The following is a 16,363-nucleotide window of genomic DNA, read 5'->3' as shown; positions in this document are numbered from 1 at the left end:
CCCGCCCGTCCTGCTGCTCATCTTCCTTTACGCCTTGTGGGGCCACGTCATGCCGGTGGGCGGCGCGCGGGAACTGGCGCCCGGCGTGCTGGCCTCGATCCGGGGGTGGCCGCGCCCACCCTTTACGCCGAATGGTCCCCCTTGCCCTGACGGCCGCCCTCGCCGCCGCCGTCGCCATCTTTGGCGCAGCCGGTCTCGCCGGCCGCGCCGCCGCCCGCCGCGGCCGGGCCCGCCCCTACCGGGCCGCCGCGGCGGGCGTGATCGTCGTGGGGGCGCTCGCCGCCTTCGCCGTTCACCCGCCGCTGCGGCTGGAGCTGCCCGCGGCGAACGGGGACGACCTGATAGGCGGGGCGCGCCTGACGCCTGAGTTCGCCACGGTTTTCGTGGGCCTCACAGTCTATACGGCCGCCTTCATCGCCGAGATCGTGCGCTCGGGCGTCCAGTCGGTGCCGCGAGGCCAGTGGGAGGCCGCCCGCGCGCTCGGGCTCAAGGAGGCGCAGACCCTGCGGCTGGTGGCCTTCCCGCAGATGCTGCGGGTGATCGTGCCGCCGATGACCAGCCAGTACATCAATACGGTCAAGAACAGCACGCTGGCCATCGCCATCGGCTATTCGGAGTTCATGACGGTGATGGGAACGGTGATCAACCGGACGAACCATCCGATCGAAGGCACCCTGATCATCGTCCTCGTCTACCTGGCGCTGAACCTGGCCCTGGCGGCGCTGCTCGACGTCTACAACCGACGCGTCCAGCTGGAGGCCCGCTGAGATGACCTCGGCCGCAATCCCCGCCCCGCCCCGCCCCGCCCGCGGCCCCGCCGCCCTGGCGGCGAAGCTGTTCGGCTCGCCGCTCAACGTGGTCCTGACCCTCGCCGTCGCCTGGGCGGCCTGGTCCCTGGCGGCGCCGCTGGTGCGCTGGGCGGTGCTCGACGCCGCCGTCCTGCCGGCCGAGCCGGCGGCCTGCCGCGACATCTCGGGCGCCTGCTGGAGCTTCGTCGTGGCCAAGAGCGGCCAAATCCTGTTCGGCATCTATCCCATCGAGGAGCGGTGGCGGCCCACGCTGGTCTGCGCCGTCCTGTTGGCCCTGCTCGCCTACTCGCTGCGGCCGGCCGCCTGGCGACCTCGCCTGGCGGCCCTCTGGGCCGCGGCCCTCCCGGGGGTGCTGCTCCTGATGTTCGGCGGCTTCGCCGGCCTCAGCTACGTGGCCACCACGATGTGGGGCGGCCTGCCCGTCACGCTGATCCTCACGGTCACCGCCATCGGCGGCGCCTTCCCGCTGGCCATCCTGCTGGCCCTCGGCCGCCGCGCCGACCTGCCGGTGATCCGTACGCTGTGCGTGCTGTTCATCGAGATCACCCGGGCGATGCCGCTGCTCAGCCTGCTGTTCATCGCCTCCATCATGCTGCCGCTGCTGCTCCCCGAGCCGCTGCTGCCGGACAAGTTCTTCCGGGCGATGATCGCCCTGCTGCTCTTCGCCGCCGCCTACCTTGCGGAGGTGATCCGCGGCGGCCTGCAGGCCTTGCCCCGCGGTCAGGCGGAGGCGGCGCGCGCGCTCGGTCTCGGCTACTGGGGCGTCCAGCGTTTCGTGGTCCTGCCGCAGGCCCTGGCCCTCGTTATTCCGAGCCTGACCAACACAATCATCGTGATGATCAAGAACACCAGCCTCGTCCTGGTGGTGGGCCTGTTCGACCTGATCAGCTCCGGCCGGGCGGCCCTGGCCGACCCGGAATGGAGTTCCCCCGCGATGGAAACCTACATCTTCATCGCGTCCGTCTATTTCGCCCTCTGCTTCGGCTTCGGCCGGTTCGCCCGGGCGCTCGAACGCCGCGCCGAGACCACGCCATGACCCGAGAGACGCCTTCCCCTGCCGAGCTGGCCGTCGAGGTCCGCGACCTGCACAAGTGGTATGGCGAGTTCCACGCCCTGCGCGGGGTCGAGCTCGCCGTAGCGCCGGGCGAGCGCATCGTTGTGTGCGGCCCCTCCGGCTCCGGCAAGTCGACCCTGATCCGCTGCATCAACCAGCTCGAGCGGCACCACGGGGGCATCGTGCGGGTGAACGGTCTCGAAGCCACCGCCGAGCCCCGACGCCTGGAGGCGATCCGACGGGCCGCAGGCATGGTGTTCCAGAGCTTCAACCTCTTCCCGCACCTGTCGGTGCTGGAGAACTGCACCCTGGCCCCCGTCCGGACGGGGACGGCGACCCGGGCAGAGGCGGAGGCGCATGCGATGGCCCTGCTGGCCCGCGTGCGGGTCGCCGACCAGGCGCACAAGCGGCCGGGGCAACTGTCCGGCGGCCAGCAGCAGCGGGTGGCGATCGCCCGGGCGCTCTGCATGCGGCCCAAGATCATGCTGTTCGACGAACCCACCTCAGCCCTTGATCCGGAGATGGTCAAGGAGGTGCTCGACACGATGATCGAGCTCGCGGGCGAGGGCATGACCATGCTGGCGGTCACCCATGAGATGGGCTTTGCCCGCCAGGTGGCGGACCGGGTCGTGTTCATGGACCAGGGCCAGATCGTGGAATCCGGGGCGCCCGGGGACTTTTTCGCCCATCCGCAGCACGAACGCACCCGGGCGTTCCTGGGCCAGCTCCTGCACTGAGCCTGGCGCCGCCGCCCGATGGCCTTCGCCCGACAGCCCAATCCGGTGTTCAGCGCCGAGTATCAGCAGGTTCGCGAGGTGCTCGTCGAGGCCCGCCGGGCCGCCGGCCTGTCGCAGCGCGAGCTCGCCGCGGCTCTCGGCAAGGCCGGCTCGCACGTGTCGATGATCGAGCGCGGCCAGCGGCGGGTGGACCTACTCGAATTCCACCGCATCGCCCTGGCGCTCGGGCGCGATCCGGCGAGCCTCTGCGCGGCGGTCCAGGCCCGCCTGGACTGGCTGGCGACGCCGGCCGCGGCGGACGAGCCTGGGGTTTCTCCTGAAGCAGAATTCATGTGACCCGGCGCGGGCGTCTGGCGTAACGTCCCAGCACATGCGGCTCCTGCTCGCCCTTCTGGCCCTTGTCGGCCTGCTGTTGTCGCCCGCTGCCGCCTCGGCGGGGGCCGCGGCCTGCGCCCACCACATGGGCGAAGGTCAGGCTATGGTGATGGACGGCGCCATGCCCGGCGCCGCCATGGCGCAGGCCGACACAGGGGCGGCCGGCGACCACGGCTGCTGCGATCCCGTCGGGGACAAGCACGACAGCAAGGCCTGCGCCCAGGCCTGCGCGCAGATTTGCGTCACCACGGCGGCGATCGCCGAACCCGGGCCGGCGCCGGCGCGCCGCATCGGGCACCTGGTGCTGGAAGCCGCCACGCCCAAGACCTACCGGGCCCACGCGCCCCCGGGCTCGAACGCCCCCCTCGTCCCTTCGCCTGAGCCGGCCGCTTCGCGGCCGGGCGCCGTCGCCCGCAGGGACCTTCGGACCTGCGGACGCCGGGACGCGCCGCGCACCCCCGCGCGGATCTGCAACGCCCCTCTTCAGGTGAAACCGACATGGAAATTTCAACGCTCCTGGCCCCGGCCGCTGCGGCGACCCTCGCCCTCGCGCCGGCCGCCCACGCGGGGTCGCCGCCCCGGCCCTCATGGCAATTCTGGCCCGCAGGATGGAGCGCGAGCAGCAGGGTCGGCCGCAAGGGGCGAGCGTCGCGGTGCAGGGAGCGGCAAGCGCGGTGGGTCCCCTCCTCTTCGGGGCCGCCTACGCCCTGAACTCGCAGAACGGGGTTCCACACCGTGGCGCTGGAGCGATGCTCCTCGGCGCCGCGCTTCTCGCAGTGGCAGCCACGATCGCGCACGCCGCCGCGCGAGTTCCGCCGCGCATGCCGCGCGCGCGGACCGAGCCGCGAGCCGCAGATTGGCACGCCGGAGACTATCCTGTGCCCCCTCGCGATGCGCATGCCGCCGGCGGCGCGTGCGAGGAGGTCGGGCTCGCGCCCGGCCGGGCGAAGGCCACGCGGCCGACGGGGCCAGCGGCGTCGGCTGCGCTCACCGCAACATGCCATCCGCGCGGGGCTCGGAGCGGGGGCCTCCAGACGACCCCGCGCGGATGGACGGCGACGCCCTAGATCAGTGGGCCCCGCCGTGCCCTTGCCCGGCTTCGAACGTCACCGACGCATTGTTAGTGACGAAGCGTCCCCCCAGGCTCCTTCGGGGGATCCAGCGTGGCGGCCACCAGCATCACCGGGCCGGACAGGCCGGCGGGCATCCGCACCCAGCCATCGTCATCGGTGAGGACGTTCTGTCGCTCCCCGCGCGCCGGTCGCACCGCAACGGGGTAGCCCGCTAGCGGACGACCGTTGCGCACGAGTTGGAACCTCGACGGTGAGGCGCCGCCCGCGTCGAACGCCGGCACGAGCTCCACCTCCAGCCCGGCCGAGGCCGACGTCGTCGGTGTGCAGACGCGGACGCAGACCAGGGTCTTGGCCAGACGGCGGGAGCGGATCTGGAGCGGCGCGCCCTGCGGCAGGAGCCGGTGGACCGCGGCGACCTCCTCGGCCTTGAAGGGATGCTCTTCGAGGTAGATCTCCACCTGGTCAGGCCGCCAGTTGGACTCGCCCCAGATGGTCTGGACCGTCACCACCCCCATGCCGGACGCCTCGGTGGAGACGGACAAGGGCAGCGACTTGGCGGCCTGCGCCTGCACCTCGACGGCGGCCGGCTGACCGCCCACCACCGCGCGAGCCGCTTCGATCCGCGTCCGCGGCGAGCCGACGTTCAGCGCCGGGAAGTCGGAGGAGGACGTGGCGTGGACGATGAGCGGTCGCCCGCCCGCCCCCCACGAACCCCTCCGGAACCAGGAAGAAGTCGTGCGCGGCCGCGCTGCCGGCGAACAGCAGCCCGAGCGCCGTCGGGACGGTCAACAGAGATCTTTTCATCGGTTCGAACCTTTTCTCGAGCTTAGAAGCGGGCGGTGAGGCCGAGGTAATAGCGACGGCCGACCAGGTCGTAGGTGGAGGGGTCGGTGTTCGCCGCGATGGCCGGCGAGTAGATCGGAGGCTGCTTGTCCGTGAGGTTGTTCACCCCGCCGCGGAGCGTCACCGTCTTGTTCACTTTCCACGTAGTGTTCAGGTCGAAATAGTTGACCGCGCTCAGGACCTGCTCGCGGTTGTTGAAGTTCTCGACCTCGCCCTGGTAGCGCCAGCGCACGCCGACGCTGAAGGGCTCGTAGTTCCAGCTCAGGGTCGACAGGAACTTCCACTCCGGCAGGGTGAGGCCGAAGGTGTTGGAGACCGTCCCCTTGCGATCGGTGAAGGCGCCGCCCGGCAGGTCCTGGCGCTTCCATTCCTGCAGCTTGGTTCCCATCACGTTGAGCGCCAGGGCGCCCCACTCCGGCCCACCCACGTCGGCCAGCGTGACGGCCCAATCAATCTGGAAGTCGATGCCGCTCGTCTTCAGCGTGCCCAGGTTGGCGTTCGTCTCGAGGGTGTTGGTGATCTGCCCCGAGTTCGGGTCGCGGCTGAACAGCTGACAGAAGAAGTTGCTGGGATCGTAGGTCGGGTTGGACGTGCCGTTCTGATTGAAGCAGCGGCGCAGCTGTTCCGTGGTGGCCAGCGTCCCAACCACGTCCTTGATGGTGATGTCATAATAGTCGATCGAGCCGGACAGGCGGCTCAACCACGGATTGGAGAACGGCGACTGCCAGGTTGCGCCGACGGTGAACGAGTCGGCGGTCTCTTCCTCCAGAAGTGGGTTGCCGCCTGTCAGGCCCGGGGTCTGCGAGTTCGAGAACGTGTAGGCGTCGATGACCTGGCCCGGCACGTTCTGCGCGAGGCACAGGGCGCGCACCTGAGCGGCGTTCGCCGCCCCCGGCCCTGTAGGCGCCCCGGATGTCGCACGGGTCGCCGGAGAACTGCGGCACACCCGCCGACGAGACCGGCACGCCGATGTTCATGAAGGTAAGGTTCTGCGTGGCGAACAGCTCGTTGATGGACGGCGCGCGAACGGCGCGTTGCAGGCCGCCGCGGATCCGCAGCCCCTCGACGATCTCCCAGCTCAGGTCCGCCTTGTAGGAACTCACACGGCCGATCGTGTCGTAATTGGAGAGCCGGTAGCCGAGGTTCGTCTCCAGGCTGTGCACGAAGGGCATGTCCCGGAGGAGCGGGATCAGGACTTCGCCGTAGATTTCGCGGACCTTGTCCGATCCCGAAAGCGGCTGACCGGAGGCGCCGGCGAGTTCGGGGCCGGTGGTTCCGTTCAGCGTGAAGGTCGCCAGCATCAATTCGTCGGGGACGAAGTCGTAGTTCTGCTCGCGGTGGGTGGCGCCGAGGGCCACCCGGACTTCACCGGCCGGAAGGTTGAAGACCCCGCCTTGCATGTTGATTTCAGCCACGCGCTGATCGTTTGTCGTGGTGTTCTTGGGCACCCGGCTGACGTAGTCGATGCAGGCGGCGCTCAGCGACTTCTCGCCAAAGGGGTTGAATCCGCCGGCGCAGATCGAGGCGCCGCCGTCCGGGGCGTCCAGCAGACGCTGGACCGCTGAGCGGGACAGGTAGCCGGTGTACGTCGTCCCGTTGTCCACGCGGCCATAGGAGAGGTAGGCATCGTAGGTCCAGTCGCGCACCGGCAGGCGACCGCGGAGGCCCGTGGTGATCTGGTAGACGTCGTAGGTCTCATTCTGCCGGCGCGGACCGAGTTCGTTGAAGCGCTTGTCGAGGCGGAAGCTGCCGTTCGGATTGGGGCGGGAGTTCAGGACCGCCCGCAGCTCGGCCGGGATGAAGGGGTTGGTCCCCGGGATCCGGAAGCCCGTGGTGGGGCCGGTCGCAGGGTTGGAAGCCAACTGGTTGCCGGCCTCATACTGCGAGAACAGGAAGTCGGCGTAGGCCTCCGCGAACGCTGTGATCTCGTAGTTCGCCGCGCCGTAGATGTTGTAGCGCTGCTGCGGAATGATCATGTAGTTCCGATCACCGGTCGTATAGGTGAAGTCGGTCTGCTGCAGCGGCCCCGGCATCCGAAAGCCTTCGTAGTCCAGGCCGCCGGGGCTGATGTATTCGCGGGCTCCCTGGTAGGCGAACAGCGTGCCGTTGTTGTTGAAGCCGAACGTGTTCCCGCGGGCGGCGCCAGGCACCGCCGCGCTCACGGCGGCGGCCGACGGAAGGTTGTTAGCGTCGAAGACGGTGGAGCCGAGAGGCGAGGTGCCGGCGAAGCCGGAGATGCGCGAGAATTCGCGCGCGGCGTTCAGGACCGAGTCCCGGTCCGAGTAGCTCAGCGACAGCACGGCATTGCCGCGACCCTCGGCGATGTCGCCGCCCATCGTGACGCTGTAGACTTCGCTCTCCGCATCGCCGCGATCGGAGACGCCGTACTGCACGTCGAGCTGGACGCCTTCGAAGTTCTCGTTCAGCCGGAAGTTCAACACGCCGGCTACGGCGTCAGAGCCATACGTCGACGAGGCGCCGCCGGTGATGGTTTCGACGCTTGAGATCAAAGGCGTCGGGAGCAGGTTCAGGTCGACGACGGATGAGGCGCTCGAAGGGACGACCCGGCGGCCATTCAGCAGCACCAAGGTGCGGATGGCGCCGAGGCCACGCAGCTGAACCTGAGCCTGGCCTGCCAGGTTCGGGCTGTTCGAAGACGCGCTGCCCAGCGGCGTGAACTGCGGGAGTTCATTGATCAGGGTCTCGATATTGGCCGAGCCGGTCGCCCGCACGTCGTCCTGCGTGACCGTTACAATCGGGCTGTTGGCCAGGTAGTCCTTGCGAGCGATCCGCGAACCGGTGACGACGACTTCGTCCAATTCGCCGGCCGTCTGTGCGTTCGCTGCGGCAGCCGCAGTGGCGTCTTGCGCCGCGGCGGGCGTGACCGCGAGCGCCGTGGCGGAAAGGAAGGCAACGCCTCCGAGGATGGATGAGCCGAGAATGCGGCTGCGAAAAGTGATGTCGGCCAAGACCGCTGCTCCAGAGCAATGTTTTTCAGGCCGCCATGGGCCCCCTTCTGGAGCTACGCAGTGGGATGGTCGGCCCCTCAGACGCTCTGAATTTTTCTTTCCAAACCTCCGGCCGCAGGGGGTTTCTCCGGATCCGCAGCAGGGAAGTCGGGGGCGCCACGCCGACGGGAGAGCGTGCCGCGGACCGCGGTGGCCCAACGGGAGGTCAGCCCCGGACCTTGACGGAGGAGCCCCGGGGAGCCGGCTGCTGGGCCTACCGGCCCTGCCCTGCTGCCGCCCGAGCGAGAGACCGAAGCTGGGCGGCAGCCGCTCCGAAGTACGCCGAGGGCGGAGCCCTAAACCACGGCCGCCGCAGGCGGTCCAAGAAGAAGAAGGCTGCAAGGAGCCTGCGCGCCGCCAGGCGCTGCACGGCGGGACGCGCCGGCGAGCGGCCGCCGGCGCGCAAAGCGCGCCCGAAGGGCGACCCGTAGGAGCCGCGGCACGCGGCGGGACCGCGCACGCCCGCCGGCCGCTCGCCTTACCGGGGCGTTGCGGAGGCTTGCCCCGCTAGAAGGGGGCGGCGGAGAAGGCTTCCGCTCCGACGCAGGGGAAGCCGTTCCCCTACTCCGGCTGGATCAAACGCGAGCCACGCTCCTTGAGAAGGCCTCGACCGTCACGTGCTTTAACTCGTGAACGTGCGCCAGCCGGGTGCGGACCGCCTCAGGCGAAGCCTCACCCACATAACTGACGATCGCCCCGTGAGAGCCAGGACCGAGGCGCCAGACGTGGAGGTCGGTGATTCTCGCATCTCCTGGCCCTTAGACCTCGTCGCGCACCTCAGCTTCCAGGTGGTCGTCGGTGGCGTCGAGGAGCACGGCGGAGGTGTCCCGCATCAGGTTCCACGACCAGACGGCGATAACGGCGGCGCCCACCAGCCCCATCACCGGATCCAGCTACGTCCCGCCGAGGAAGCGGCCAGCCAGCAGGGCGGCGATGGCGAGCACGGAGGTCAGGGCGTCGGCCCGGACGTGCACGAATGCGGCGCGCAGGTTGTTGTCCTGGTGACGGCGCCCACCGTCGCCGTGGCCGTGGGCTGCATGATGATGCTCGTGGCCATGCTCGTGATGACTGTGGCGCTCATGACCGTGGTGATGATGGCTGTGGCCATGCGCATGGCCGCCGCCGAGCAGCAGAGCGCTGAGCAGGTTCACGGCCAAGCCGATCACCGCCACGACCGTGGCCTGGCCGAAGGCGACCGATTGCGGAGCCAGCAGTCGCAGGACGTACTCCCAAGCGATGCCGATGGCGACCACACCCAGCACAAGGGCCGAAGCGAAGAGCGTCGAGTGTCCGGACGCCAGGCACGGGGACCGGCCTGGCGAGCGTTTCGACCAAGCCGCCGACGCCGCGATGCGGGATGGTGATGTCGCGCTCACCTTTACGGGCGACGAAACCTACCAGGTGCTCGTCGGCGAGCGGGAAGCCGATCAGCTGACCGGCGGGGAAAGCGTCGACAACATCTTCGGTCGGGATGGCGCCGACACTCTGCTCGGCGCTGGCGGTGACGATGTGCTGCAAGGTGATGCGGGCGACGACCGATTGGAAGGCGGCGACGGCATGGATCGCCTCGACGGCGGCATGGGCGCGGACACACTGACCGGCGGCGCCATGGTCGACGACATCATGGGCATGGAGGGCGCGGACTCGATCGACGCCGGCGCCGGCCACGACATGATCGAAGGCGGCATGGGCAACGATACCATCACCGGCGGCACGGGGGCCGACGCCTTTATCGTCGATCCTCACAGCGGTTTCGACGTCATCACCGATATGGAAGTCCGCGGTGAGGCGCAGGGCGCGTTCGACCACCTCGCGCTGCGCGATATCCGGCCGGATCAGGTGGCCGTCGTGGATCGCGCGGAAGGGGCGTTCGTGTCCTGGAACACAGACCGCGACGCCGATCCGGAGGGCGTCCTGCTGCTGGGCGTGTTCAGGGCCGATCTCCGGCAGAGCGACTTCATGTTCAGCGACGAGCCCGGATTCGTACCGGGGCTCAGCACCGCCGGCTCGGATCCGATCTTCCCGGCGTAAGCTGCCAGGGGCTGCCTCTCTTATCGTCGCCTCGTCGTCCCAAGGGCGGCGAGGCGATGCATGGCGACGCGCGAACGCATTCTCAAGGCTTAAGATCCAGTGGCCGCGCGTCCTGGCCGCGCCCCGCCATCTCGATCTCGGCGGCCGTAGCTGAGGTCCAGCAGCCCGCTGTCGCCAGTCATTCCAGGCGCTTACCGCACCTGCTCGTGGGTGAGGCTGCCCTCCGGCAACGGGCGAAGAATCTCCGCTTCCGGCTTCCTGAGGTCGAGCCACTCGACACCTTCAGCTCGCGGCAGGACCACGATCTGCCGGTCGTGGTACGGCGCAATGTCCGGCCCCGGCGAAGTGGTCAGCATGGCGAAGGCGCCCGCCTTCACCAGACCCGCGATCCAGAACCAGGGCTCCCCGGCCAGGGTGAACAGGTGCTTGTCCTTCAGCCGCTGCTTGGGGTCGTCCGGCTTCGTGAACTCGTAGAACCCGTCCGATGGAATCAAGCAGCGGTCGCTCTTGGCGAAGCTGCGGCCCTCGGAGCGGAAGTTGAACACCGGCTTGCCATTCGAGGACTTCCAGGCCCAAGGCGTGACCGAGAGCTCCACCCCGTCCGAGCCGCCGCGGATGATCGGGGCAGTCTGGTTCGGCCGGATGTCCTCGTAAGGCGGGTAGTTGGGCGTAGCGTCGCCCGCGAAGCGCAGCGGGATCTTCAACTGACTGAACTCCTCCCGGAGGGTGTCAGGCGACTTCGTGTAGCGGTAGTCGTTGCACATCCTCGACTAACGCCCCGGGCGCAGCAGCGGTCCCCTGCCGGCGCTCTCCTCAGGTCGCCGCCTCATGCGCCATGGCCGCGGCGGCCAGCTGATCGCCCTCGGTGGCGCGACCGGCGGCTTTTCGCTCGCTGTAGCGATCGACCAGATAGTCCGCGCGATCGCGGGTCAGGAGGGTGAACTTGTAGAGTTCCTCCATCACGTCGACCACGCGGTCGTAATAGGCCGACGGCTTCATACGGCCCGCCTCATCAAACTCCTGGTAGGCCTTGGCCACCGACGACTGGTTGGGGATGGTGATCATGCGCATCCAGCGGCCGAGCAGGCGCAGGGTGTTCACGGCGTTGAAGGATTGCGAGCCGCCGGACACCTGCATCACAGCCAAGGTGCGCCCCTGGGTCGGCCGCACGCTGCCGATCTCCAGCGGGATCCAGTCGATCTGCGCCTTCATGATCCCGGAGATCGCCCCATGGCGTTCCGGGCTGCACCACACCTGGCCCTCGGACCATTGTGAGAGCGCCCGCAGCTCCTGCACCTTCGGGTGGTCCGGCGACACGGCGTCAGGCAGCGGCAGGTCCCGCGGATCGAAGATGCGCGTCTCGGCGCCAAACCGCTGCAGGATGCGGGCGGCCTCCTCCGTCAGCAGCCGGCTGTAGGACCGTTCCCGCAGCGACCCGTAGAGCAGCAGGATGCGCGGCGGGTGGGTCGCCGCCGTCGACGCGTTCAGCTTCTCCAGGCTTGGCGTCTCGAGGAACTGCGGCTGCAGGGCGGGGAACTCGGTCATGTGCACCTCGAAACACCGTGGAAGCGACTTCAAACTGTCGCAGATTTCCTATATTGTAGAAATATGGAAACCAAGCCTGCCGTTGCAAGCCTGTCCGCCCTCGCCCACGAGGTTCGCCTGTCCACCTTCCGCCTCCTGGTGCAGGCGGGACCTGATGGCCTGCCGGCCGGCGAAGTGGCCCGGCGTCTGGGCGTGCTGCCGAACACCCTATCGGCCAGCCTCAATGTGCTCAGCCACGCCGGCCTGATCGCCTCGCGCCGTGACGGACGCTCGATCATCTACACCGCCAACTACGACGCCATGCGCGAGTTGTTGGCCTTCCTGATGGAGGACTGCTGCGGCGGTTCGCCGGAGATCTGCGCGCCGCTCGCCGCCATCGCCAGCCAGTGCTGCGTGGCCGAAGGCGCGCGAGCCTGAGGAGCCCACCGTGAGCGACAAGACGTACAACATCCTCTTCCTGTGCACCGGCAACTCGGCCCGATCGGTCATCGCGGAGGCGCTAATGAACAAGGAGAGCCGCGGCCGCTTCGAGGCCTACTCGGCGGGCTCGATGCCGACCGGACGGGTCAATCCGCACGCGCTGTCGATCACCCGAGCCCTTGGCTTCGAGGACACAGCGTTCCGCTCCAAGTCCTGGGACGAGTTTGCGAAGCCCGGCGCCCCGCCGCTCGATTTCATCATCACCGTCTGTGACAACGCCGCCGGCGAGGTCTGCCCTGTGTGGCCGGGCCAGCCAATGACCGCCCATTGGGGCGTGCCGGATCCGGCCGCCGTTCAGGGCTCTGAGGCCGAGATCGCCGCAGCTTTCTCCGAGACGGCACGGATGCTGGGCAACCGCATCCGCATTTTCCTCAATCTTCCGCTGGCTTCCATCGACCGCATGTCGCTGCAGACGAAGCTGCGCGAGATCGGCCAAACCGTCGACGAACCCCAGTCCGCCCAATGACAACCATCGAGCCGCCCGCCCCCTCCGAGGGGCCCAACGCCATGTCCCGCTTCGAGCGCTTCCTGACCCTTTGGGTGGCGCTCTGCATCGTGGTCGGCGTCGGCCTCGGTCACCTGTTCCCGTCGGCATTCCAGGCCATCGGCTCGGCCGAAGTCGCCAAGGTCAACCTGCCGGTGGCGGTGCTGATCTGGCTGATGATCATTCCGATGCTGATGAAGGTTGACTTCGGCGCCATGCGCCAAGTCGGCCAGCACTGGCGCGGAATCGGCGTGACCCTGTTCGTCAACTGGGCGGTGAAGCCGTTCTCGATGGCGGCGCTGGGCGCCTTCTTCATCGGCTACCTGTTCCGCCCCTACCTGCCCGCCGGCGAGAACACCAGCTACATCGCCGGCCTGATCCTGCTGGCCGCCGCGCCCTGTACGGCGATGGTGTTCGTCTGGAGCAACCTGACCCGCGGCGAGCCGCACTTCACGCTCAGCCAGGTGGCAGTGAACGACGCCATTATGGTCGTCGCCTTCGCCCCCATCGTCGGGCTGCTGCTGGGCCTATCCGCCATCACCGTGCCCTGGGAGACCCTGCTGCTCTCCGTTGGGCTCTATATCATCGTGCCCGTCGTCCTGGCGCAGCTCCTCAGGCGCGCGCTCCTCAAGCGCGGCGGTGAAGCCGAGCTCCAGCGCGTCCTGGCGCGCATCGGCCCTCTCTCCCTGACAGCCCTGCTCGCCACCCTGGTCCTGCTCTTCGGGTTTCAGGGCGAACAGATCCTCACTCAGCCGGCGATCATCGCCATGCTGGCCGTGCCGATCCTGATCCAGGTCTACGCCAACTCGGCCATCGCCTATCTGCTGAACCGGGCGACGGGCGAAGCCCACTGCGTCGCCGGTCCCTCCGCGCTGATCGGCGCCAGCAACTTCTTCGAACTGGCCGTCGCCGCCGCCATCAGCCTGTTCGGCTTCAGCTCCGGCGCGGCGCTCGCGACCGTGGTCGGCGTGCTGATCGAAGTGCCGGTGATGCTGACCATCGTCGCCATCGTGAACCGGTCTAAGGGCTGGTACGAGCGCGGCGCGGCCGTTCAACGGGTGGCGGCGCGCTGCGCCCCGCCGATTACTAGGTGAGCTGTATGTCCGACTTCCCGATCACCATCTTCCACAACCCGGCCTGCGGCACCTCCCGCAATACCGTGGCCATGGTTCGCGCCGCCGGCTACGAACCCGGCGTCGTCGAGTACCTGCAGGCCGGATGGACCAAGCCGCAGCTGCAAGCGTTGCTCGCCGCCATGGGCGCCAAGCCGCGCGACATCCTGCGCGAGAAGGGCACGCCGGCCAGCGAGCTCGGCCTCCTGAACCCGAACGTTAGCGACGACGTGATCCTCGACGCCATGGTCGAGCACCCGATCCTGGTAAATCGTCCCATCGTCGTCACGCCAAAGGGGGCAAAGCTCAGCCGGCCTTCGGAAGCGGTCTTGGACTTGCTGGACCGCAAGCCCGACAGCTTCACCAAGGAAGACGGCGAGATCGTGCGGCTCGCCTGATCCGCGGGTGCTAGGTCAGCCGTGCTGGGCGAAGACCCGGGTCTTGCCGCCGGGAAGCAACAGGAGCGTGGCGTAGGCTTCTTTCCGCCCGTCCGGTGTTTCCATGCCGGGAGAGCCGAGGGGCATGCCAGGCACCGTCAGGCCCAGCGCCTTCGGGCGCATCCTGAAGAGGAGCATGACGTCGCGCGGGGGGCACATGGCCGACCAGAACATACGAGCCGGCGCTCGCCAGGTGGCAGGACGAGAGCTGAAACGGGACGCCATAGCGCTTGTTGAGCGGCGTGAGGTCCTCGACCACCTTCACCTGCGGATAGAAGCCCGAGCGGATCATGGCGTTGATCCAGCCCTGGCAGCATGTGCAGGAGGCGGTCTTGTAGACCGTGACCGGCGGCCGCAAGAACGCCAGCGCGGGTGCGGGGCGCCGACGCAGCGGCCGCCCCCGCGATCAAGGCTCTTCGGTTTAACATCGGTTCGGCCTTGGGTGAGACGAGGGGTGACGAGCCCGCCCGTCGGTCAATGCTGGTGTTAAGGCTGTTGCTGCGGTTGTGGCGCGTTGTGCGCCCCGTCGCCCTTGTTGTCGCAGCAGGTCATCTTGCCGTCCTCGTCCTTGCAGCAGCAGTCCTCGGCCGCGAAGGCCGCGCCGGCCGCGAAGACGGTCAGGACAACGGCGGCGAAGGCGGATTTCACGAGCGTGTTCATGGCGGCTCCTTCAGCACGAGCGGGACGGCAGCGGTCGGGACCGCCCTCGCCGTAACTTAGCCGGAGATCGCCCGGCGATCCATTCAAGACACCACGCGTGGGCTCCTGTTGGTTGGCGCCATGACAGAGCCCCGCGATTTCACGCCGGCGCTCGGCCGGCCCGAGCTGACGTCTCAATACGACCAAGTGATCGCCATCATGACGCGCGAGCGCCGCTGGCGCGCACGGCTCCTGGCAGCGTTGGCGCCGGCCGCGGGCGAGACGATCGTCGATCTCGGGGCGGGCACGGGCTCGATGGCCTTGCTAATCAAGCAAGCCGCCCCGGCCTGTCACGTCGTCGGGGTCGATCCAGACCCCGAGGTGCTCGCCATCGCGTGGGCGAAGATCGAGGCGGCGGGGCAGGAGGTGGAAGTTCTGCAGGCGGCCGGCGATGCTCATGTGCTGGCCGACGGTGTCGCCGACAAGGTCATCTCCTCGCTCGTGCTGCACCAGTGCTCCCACACGGCCAAGGAGGGTCTACTGGCCAACGCCTACCGGCTGCTTAAGCCGGACGGGCGTCTGCTGATCGCCGACTATGGACTTCAGCGCACGCCGCTGATGAGCATGCTGTTCCGCCAGGTGTGGGCGCTGGACGGGTACGAGAACACGCGCGCGAACAAGGACTGGGAGATTCCGAAGCTAATGGCTGCGGCAGGATTCCACGATGTGGCCGAGCTGAGCGTCACGCCGACGCCGACCGGCTCCATCTCCGTCTATGCGGGTACGAAGGCCGGCGCATGAGCTGGGACGGCGGATTCGTGTTCGGTCCGGCATGGGCCGCCTACTGCGGACCCTCCGCCGACAACACGCTGCACGCCCACGCGGCTTTGCAACTGGCTTTCGGGCTCGACGCGTCGATCCGGCTCAGGCTGGAGGGGGACGAGGTCTGCGAGGGACCGGGGTTCCTGATCCGGCCCGGCGCCGCGCACGCCATCGCCAGCCACGCCCCCGTCGGGCTCATCTACCTTGAGCCCCAGGCGCCGCTGGCCTTCAGCCTTCTCGACCTCATGGGGCCCGAAGCCGTCGAACCGGCGCCCGCTGCGGTGCTCCAGCCCCTCGATGCCGCGGGGGCGCCCGAAGCCTGGCTGGAAGCGCTGGAGGCGACATTCCCCGGTGCGGAGCGCACGCTCGATCCGCGCGTAGACGAGGTGCTGCACCGTCTCGCCCGTGATCCAGCCCTCTCCATCGCGGAGGCCGCCCGTGGCTGCGGGGTCTCCGAGTCGCGGCTGCGCGAACTGGCGCGCGAGCAGCTGGGCTTGCCGCTTTCCACCTGGCTCGTCTGGCGGAAGCTGGAGCGGGCCGGGCGGGGAGATCGCCGCCGGCGCCAGCCTGGCCGAAGCCGCCCTGGCGGGCGGCTTCGCCGACCAGGCGCATTGCGCGCGGACCATGCGCCGGATGTTCGGGGTCACGCCTGGGATGGCCCGCGCCGCCCTGGGCTGACCGTCGATCGCTTCAAGACCCGGGCATCCGCTTCGGCCACCCTGGCGAGCCTGGAGGTGTCCCATGTCGCTCGCTCGCACGCTCGTCCGCTATGGCTTCGCGCCCGCCTTCTTCCTCGGCTTCATCGCGGCGGCTGTCCTGCTCGTCGCGCACGGTCAATCGAAGTGGCTGCTGCTTCCGCTGCTCCTAGGCGCCATTGCGACCGTCTTCCTGGCTGAACGCCTCGTACTTACGAG

21 protein-coding genes are annotated in these 16,363 nt (G+C 68.8%); 11 read left to right on the top strand and 10 right to left on the bottom strand.

Translation table 11 applies throughout. The features are described 5' to 3' along the window. The first annotated feature begins 131 nt into the window (after window positions 1–131). From LRS04_RS19010 to LRS04_RS18995, 4 genes are read left to right on the top strand one after another with little or no spacing between them, the layout of a single operon-like run. Complete coding sequence (locus LRS04_RS19010) at window positions 132–767, top strand: ABC transporter permease subunit (protein ID WP_257817671.1); 636 nt, start codon at window positions 132–134, stop codon at window positions 765–767. A 1-nt stretch (window position 768) separates the two neighbouring features. Then, entirely contained in the window at window positions 769–1,845 is a 1,077-nt protein-coding gene (locus LRS04_RS19005; protein ID WP_257817670.1) for an amino acid ABC transporter permease, read from the top strand. After that, window positions 1,842–2,600 carry an amino acid ABC transporter ATP-binding protein gene (locus tag LRS04_RS19000; RefSeq protein ID WP_257817669.1) on the top strand — a complete coding sequence of 253 codons (759 nt, stop codon included), beginning with the start codon at window positions 1,842–1,844 and terminating at the stop codon, window positions 2,598–2,600. The genes LRS04_RS19005 and LRS04_RS19000 overlap by 4 nt, the downstream gene beginning before the upstream one ends. An 18-nt stretch (window positions 2,601–2,618) precedes the next feature. Next, window positions 2,619–2,936, top strand: coding sequence for a helix-turn-helix domain-containing protein (locus tag LRS04_RS18995; RefSeq protein ID WP_257817668.1), 318 nt, complete (start codon window positions 2,619–2,621; stop codon window positions 2,934–2,936). On the opposite strand, the gene LRS04_RS18990 is transcribed toward LRS04_RS18995, so the two are convergent. From LRS04_RS18990 to LRS04_RS18965, 6 genes are all read right to left on the bottom strand, one after another. Continuing rightward, window positions 2,929–3,177 (bottom strand): hypothetical protein, encoded by a 249-nt coding sequence (locus tag LRS04_RS18990; protein ID WP_257817667.1) that lies wholly within the window; start codon window positions 3,175–3,177, stop codon window positions 2,929–2,931. The genes LRS04_RS18995 and LRS04_RS18990 overlap by 8 nt on opposite strands. Before the next feature lie 918 nt (window positions 3,178–4,095). Next, window positions 4,096–4,695, bottom strand: coding sequence for a DUF4198 domain-containing protein (locus tag LRS04_RS18985; protein WP_374577261.1), 600 nt, complete (start codon window positions 4,693–4,695; stop codon window positions 4,096–4,098). A 179-nt stretch (window positions 4,696–4,874) separates the two neighbouring features. Continuing rightward, window positions 4,875–5,660 (bottom strand): TonB-dependent receptor domain-containing protein, encoded by a 786-nt coding sequence (locus tag LRS04_RS18980; RefSeq protein ID WP_257819190.1) that lies wholly within the window; start codon window positions 5,658–5,660, stop codon window positions 4,875–4,877. After that, complete coding sequence (locus LRS04_RS18975) at window positions 5,557–7,860, bottom strand: TonB-dependent receptor domain-containing protein (RefSeq protein ID WP_257817665.1); 2,304 nt, start codon at window positions 7,858–7,860, stop codon at window positions 5,557–5,559. Before LRS04_RS18975 ends, LRS04_RS18980 begins: the two co-directional genes overlap by 104 nt. A gap of 797 nt (window positions 7,861–8,657) precedes the next feature. After that, on the bottom strand, window positions 8,658–8,780 hold the full coding sequence (locus LRS04_RS18970) for a hypothetical protein (RefSeq protein ID WP_257817664.1): 123 nt from the start codon (window positions 8,778–8,780) through the stop codon (window positions 8,658–8,660). A 12-nt stretch (window positions 8,781–8,792) separates the two neighbouring features. After that, entirely contained in the window at window positions 8,793–9,152 is a 360-nt protein-coding gene (locus LRS04_RS18965; protein ID WP_257817663.1) for a cation transporter, read from the bottom strand. On the opposite strand from LRS04_RS18965, the gene LRS04_RS27115 reads away from it, so the two are divergent. Next, window positions 9,142–9,930 (top strand): calcium-binding protein, encoded by a 789-nt coding sequence (locus tag LRS04_RS27115; RefSeq protein WP_308238185.1) that lies wholly within the window; start codon window positions 9,142–9,144, stop codon window positions 9,928–9,930. The genes LRS04_RS18965 and LRS04_RS27115 overlap by 11 nt on opposite strands. Before the next feature lie 191 nt (window positions 9,931–10,121). On the opposite strand, the gene LRS04_RS18945 is transcribed toward LRS04_RS27115, so the two are convergent. Next, complete coding sequence (locus LRS04_RS18945) at window positions 10,122–10,694, bottom strand: SOS response-associated peptidase (protein ID WP_257817662.1); 573 nt, start codon at window positions 10,692–10,694, stop codon at window positions 10,122–10,124. A 49-nt stretch (window positions 10,695–10,743) separates the two neighbouring features. Next, window positions 10,744–11,475: an arsenical resistance protein ArsH gene (gene arsH, locus LRS04_RS18940; protein ID WP_257817661.1), complete on the bottom strand. Its 732-nt coding sequence runs from the start codon at window positions 11,473–11,475 to the stop codon at window positions 10,744–10,746. Window positions 11,476–11,538: 63 nt separating this feature from the next. Here arsH and LRS04_RS18935 point away from each other — a divergent pair, with 63 nt between their 5' ends. The 4 genes from LRS04_RS18935 to arsC are packed head-to-tail and all read left to right on the top strand — an operon-like array spanning window position 11,539 to window position 13,949. Further along, window positions 11,539–11,892 carry a helix-turn-helix transcriptional regulator gene (locus LRS04_RS18935; RefSeq protein ID WP_257817660.1) on the top strand — a complete coding sequence of 118 codons (354 nt, stop codon included), beginning with the start codon at window positions 11,539–11,541 and terminating at the stop codon, window positions 11,890–11,892. 10 nt (window positions 11,893–11,902) lie between these two features. Beyond that, entirely contained in the window at window positions 11,903–12,421 is a 519-nt protein-coding gene (locus LRS04_RS18930; protein WP_257817659.1) for an arsenate reductase ArsC, read from the top strand. Between the two features lie 41 nt (window positions 12,422–12,462). Beyond that, window positions 12,463–13,533 carry an ACR3 family arsenite efflux transporter gene (arsB, locus tag LRS04_RS18925; protein ID WP_257817658.1) on the top strand — a complete coding sequence of 357 codons (1,071 nt, stop codon included), beginning with the start codon at window positions 12,463–12,465 and terminating at the stop codon, window positions 13,531–13,533. A gap of 5 nt (window positions 13,534–13,538) precedes the next feature. Next, on the top strand, window positions 13,539–13,949 hold the full coding sequence (gene arsC / locus LRS04_RS18920; RefSeq protein ID WP_257817657.1) for an arsenate reductase (glutaredoxin): 411 nt from the start codon (window positions 13,539–13,541) through the stop codon (window positions 13,947–13,949). A gap of 15 nt (window positions 13,950–13,964) precedes the next feature. On the opposite strand, the gene LRS04_RS18915 is transcribed toward arsC, so the two are convergent. Beyond that, window positions 13,965–14,126, bottom strand: coding sequence for a DUF411 domain-containing protein (locus tag LRS04_RS18915; protein ID WP_257817656.1), 162 nt, complete (start codon window positions 14,124–14,126; stop codon window positions 13,965–13,967). A 348-nt stretch (window positions 14,127–14,474) separates the two neighbouring features. Continuing rightward, a complete protein-coding gene (locus LRS04_RS18905) occupies window positions 14,475–14,648 on the bottom strand; it encodes a hypothetical protein (protein WP_257817655.1) in 174 nt (57 codons plus the stop codon). Window positions 14,649–14,768: 120 nt separating this feature from the next. Here LRS04_RS18905 and LRS04_RS18900 point away from each other — a divergent pair, with 120 nt between their 5' ends. Together LRS04_RS18900 and LRS04_RS18895 are read left to right on the top strand one after the other, a co-directional pair. Beyond that, window positions 14,769–15,428, top strand: a complete 660-nt coding sequence (locus tag LRS04_RS18900) for a class I SAM-dependent methyltransferase (protein ID WP_257817654.1) — start codon at window positions 14,769–14,771, stop codon at window positions 15,426–15,428. After that, the gene (locus LRS04_RS18895; RefSeq protein ID WP_257817653.1) at window positions 15,425–16,345 is read left to right on the top strand and encodes a hypothetical protein; all 921 of its coding nucleotides are present in this window, start codon (window positions 15,425–15,427) and stop codon (window positions 16,343–16,345) included. Before LRS04_RS18900 ends, LRS04_RS18895 begins: the two co-directional genes overlap by 4 nt. Window positions 16,346–16,363 lie beyond the last annotated feature (18 nt).

Source organism: Phenylobacterium sp. J367, assembly GCF_024699985.1.
Taxonomy (GTDB): Bacteria; Pseudomonadota; Alphaproteobacteria; order Caulobacterales; family Caulobacteraceae; genus Phenylobacterium.
The sequence above is the reverse complement of the archived record's forward strand: the minus strand, read 5'-3'. Positions and strand labels throughout refer to the sequence as shown.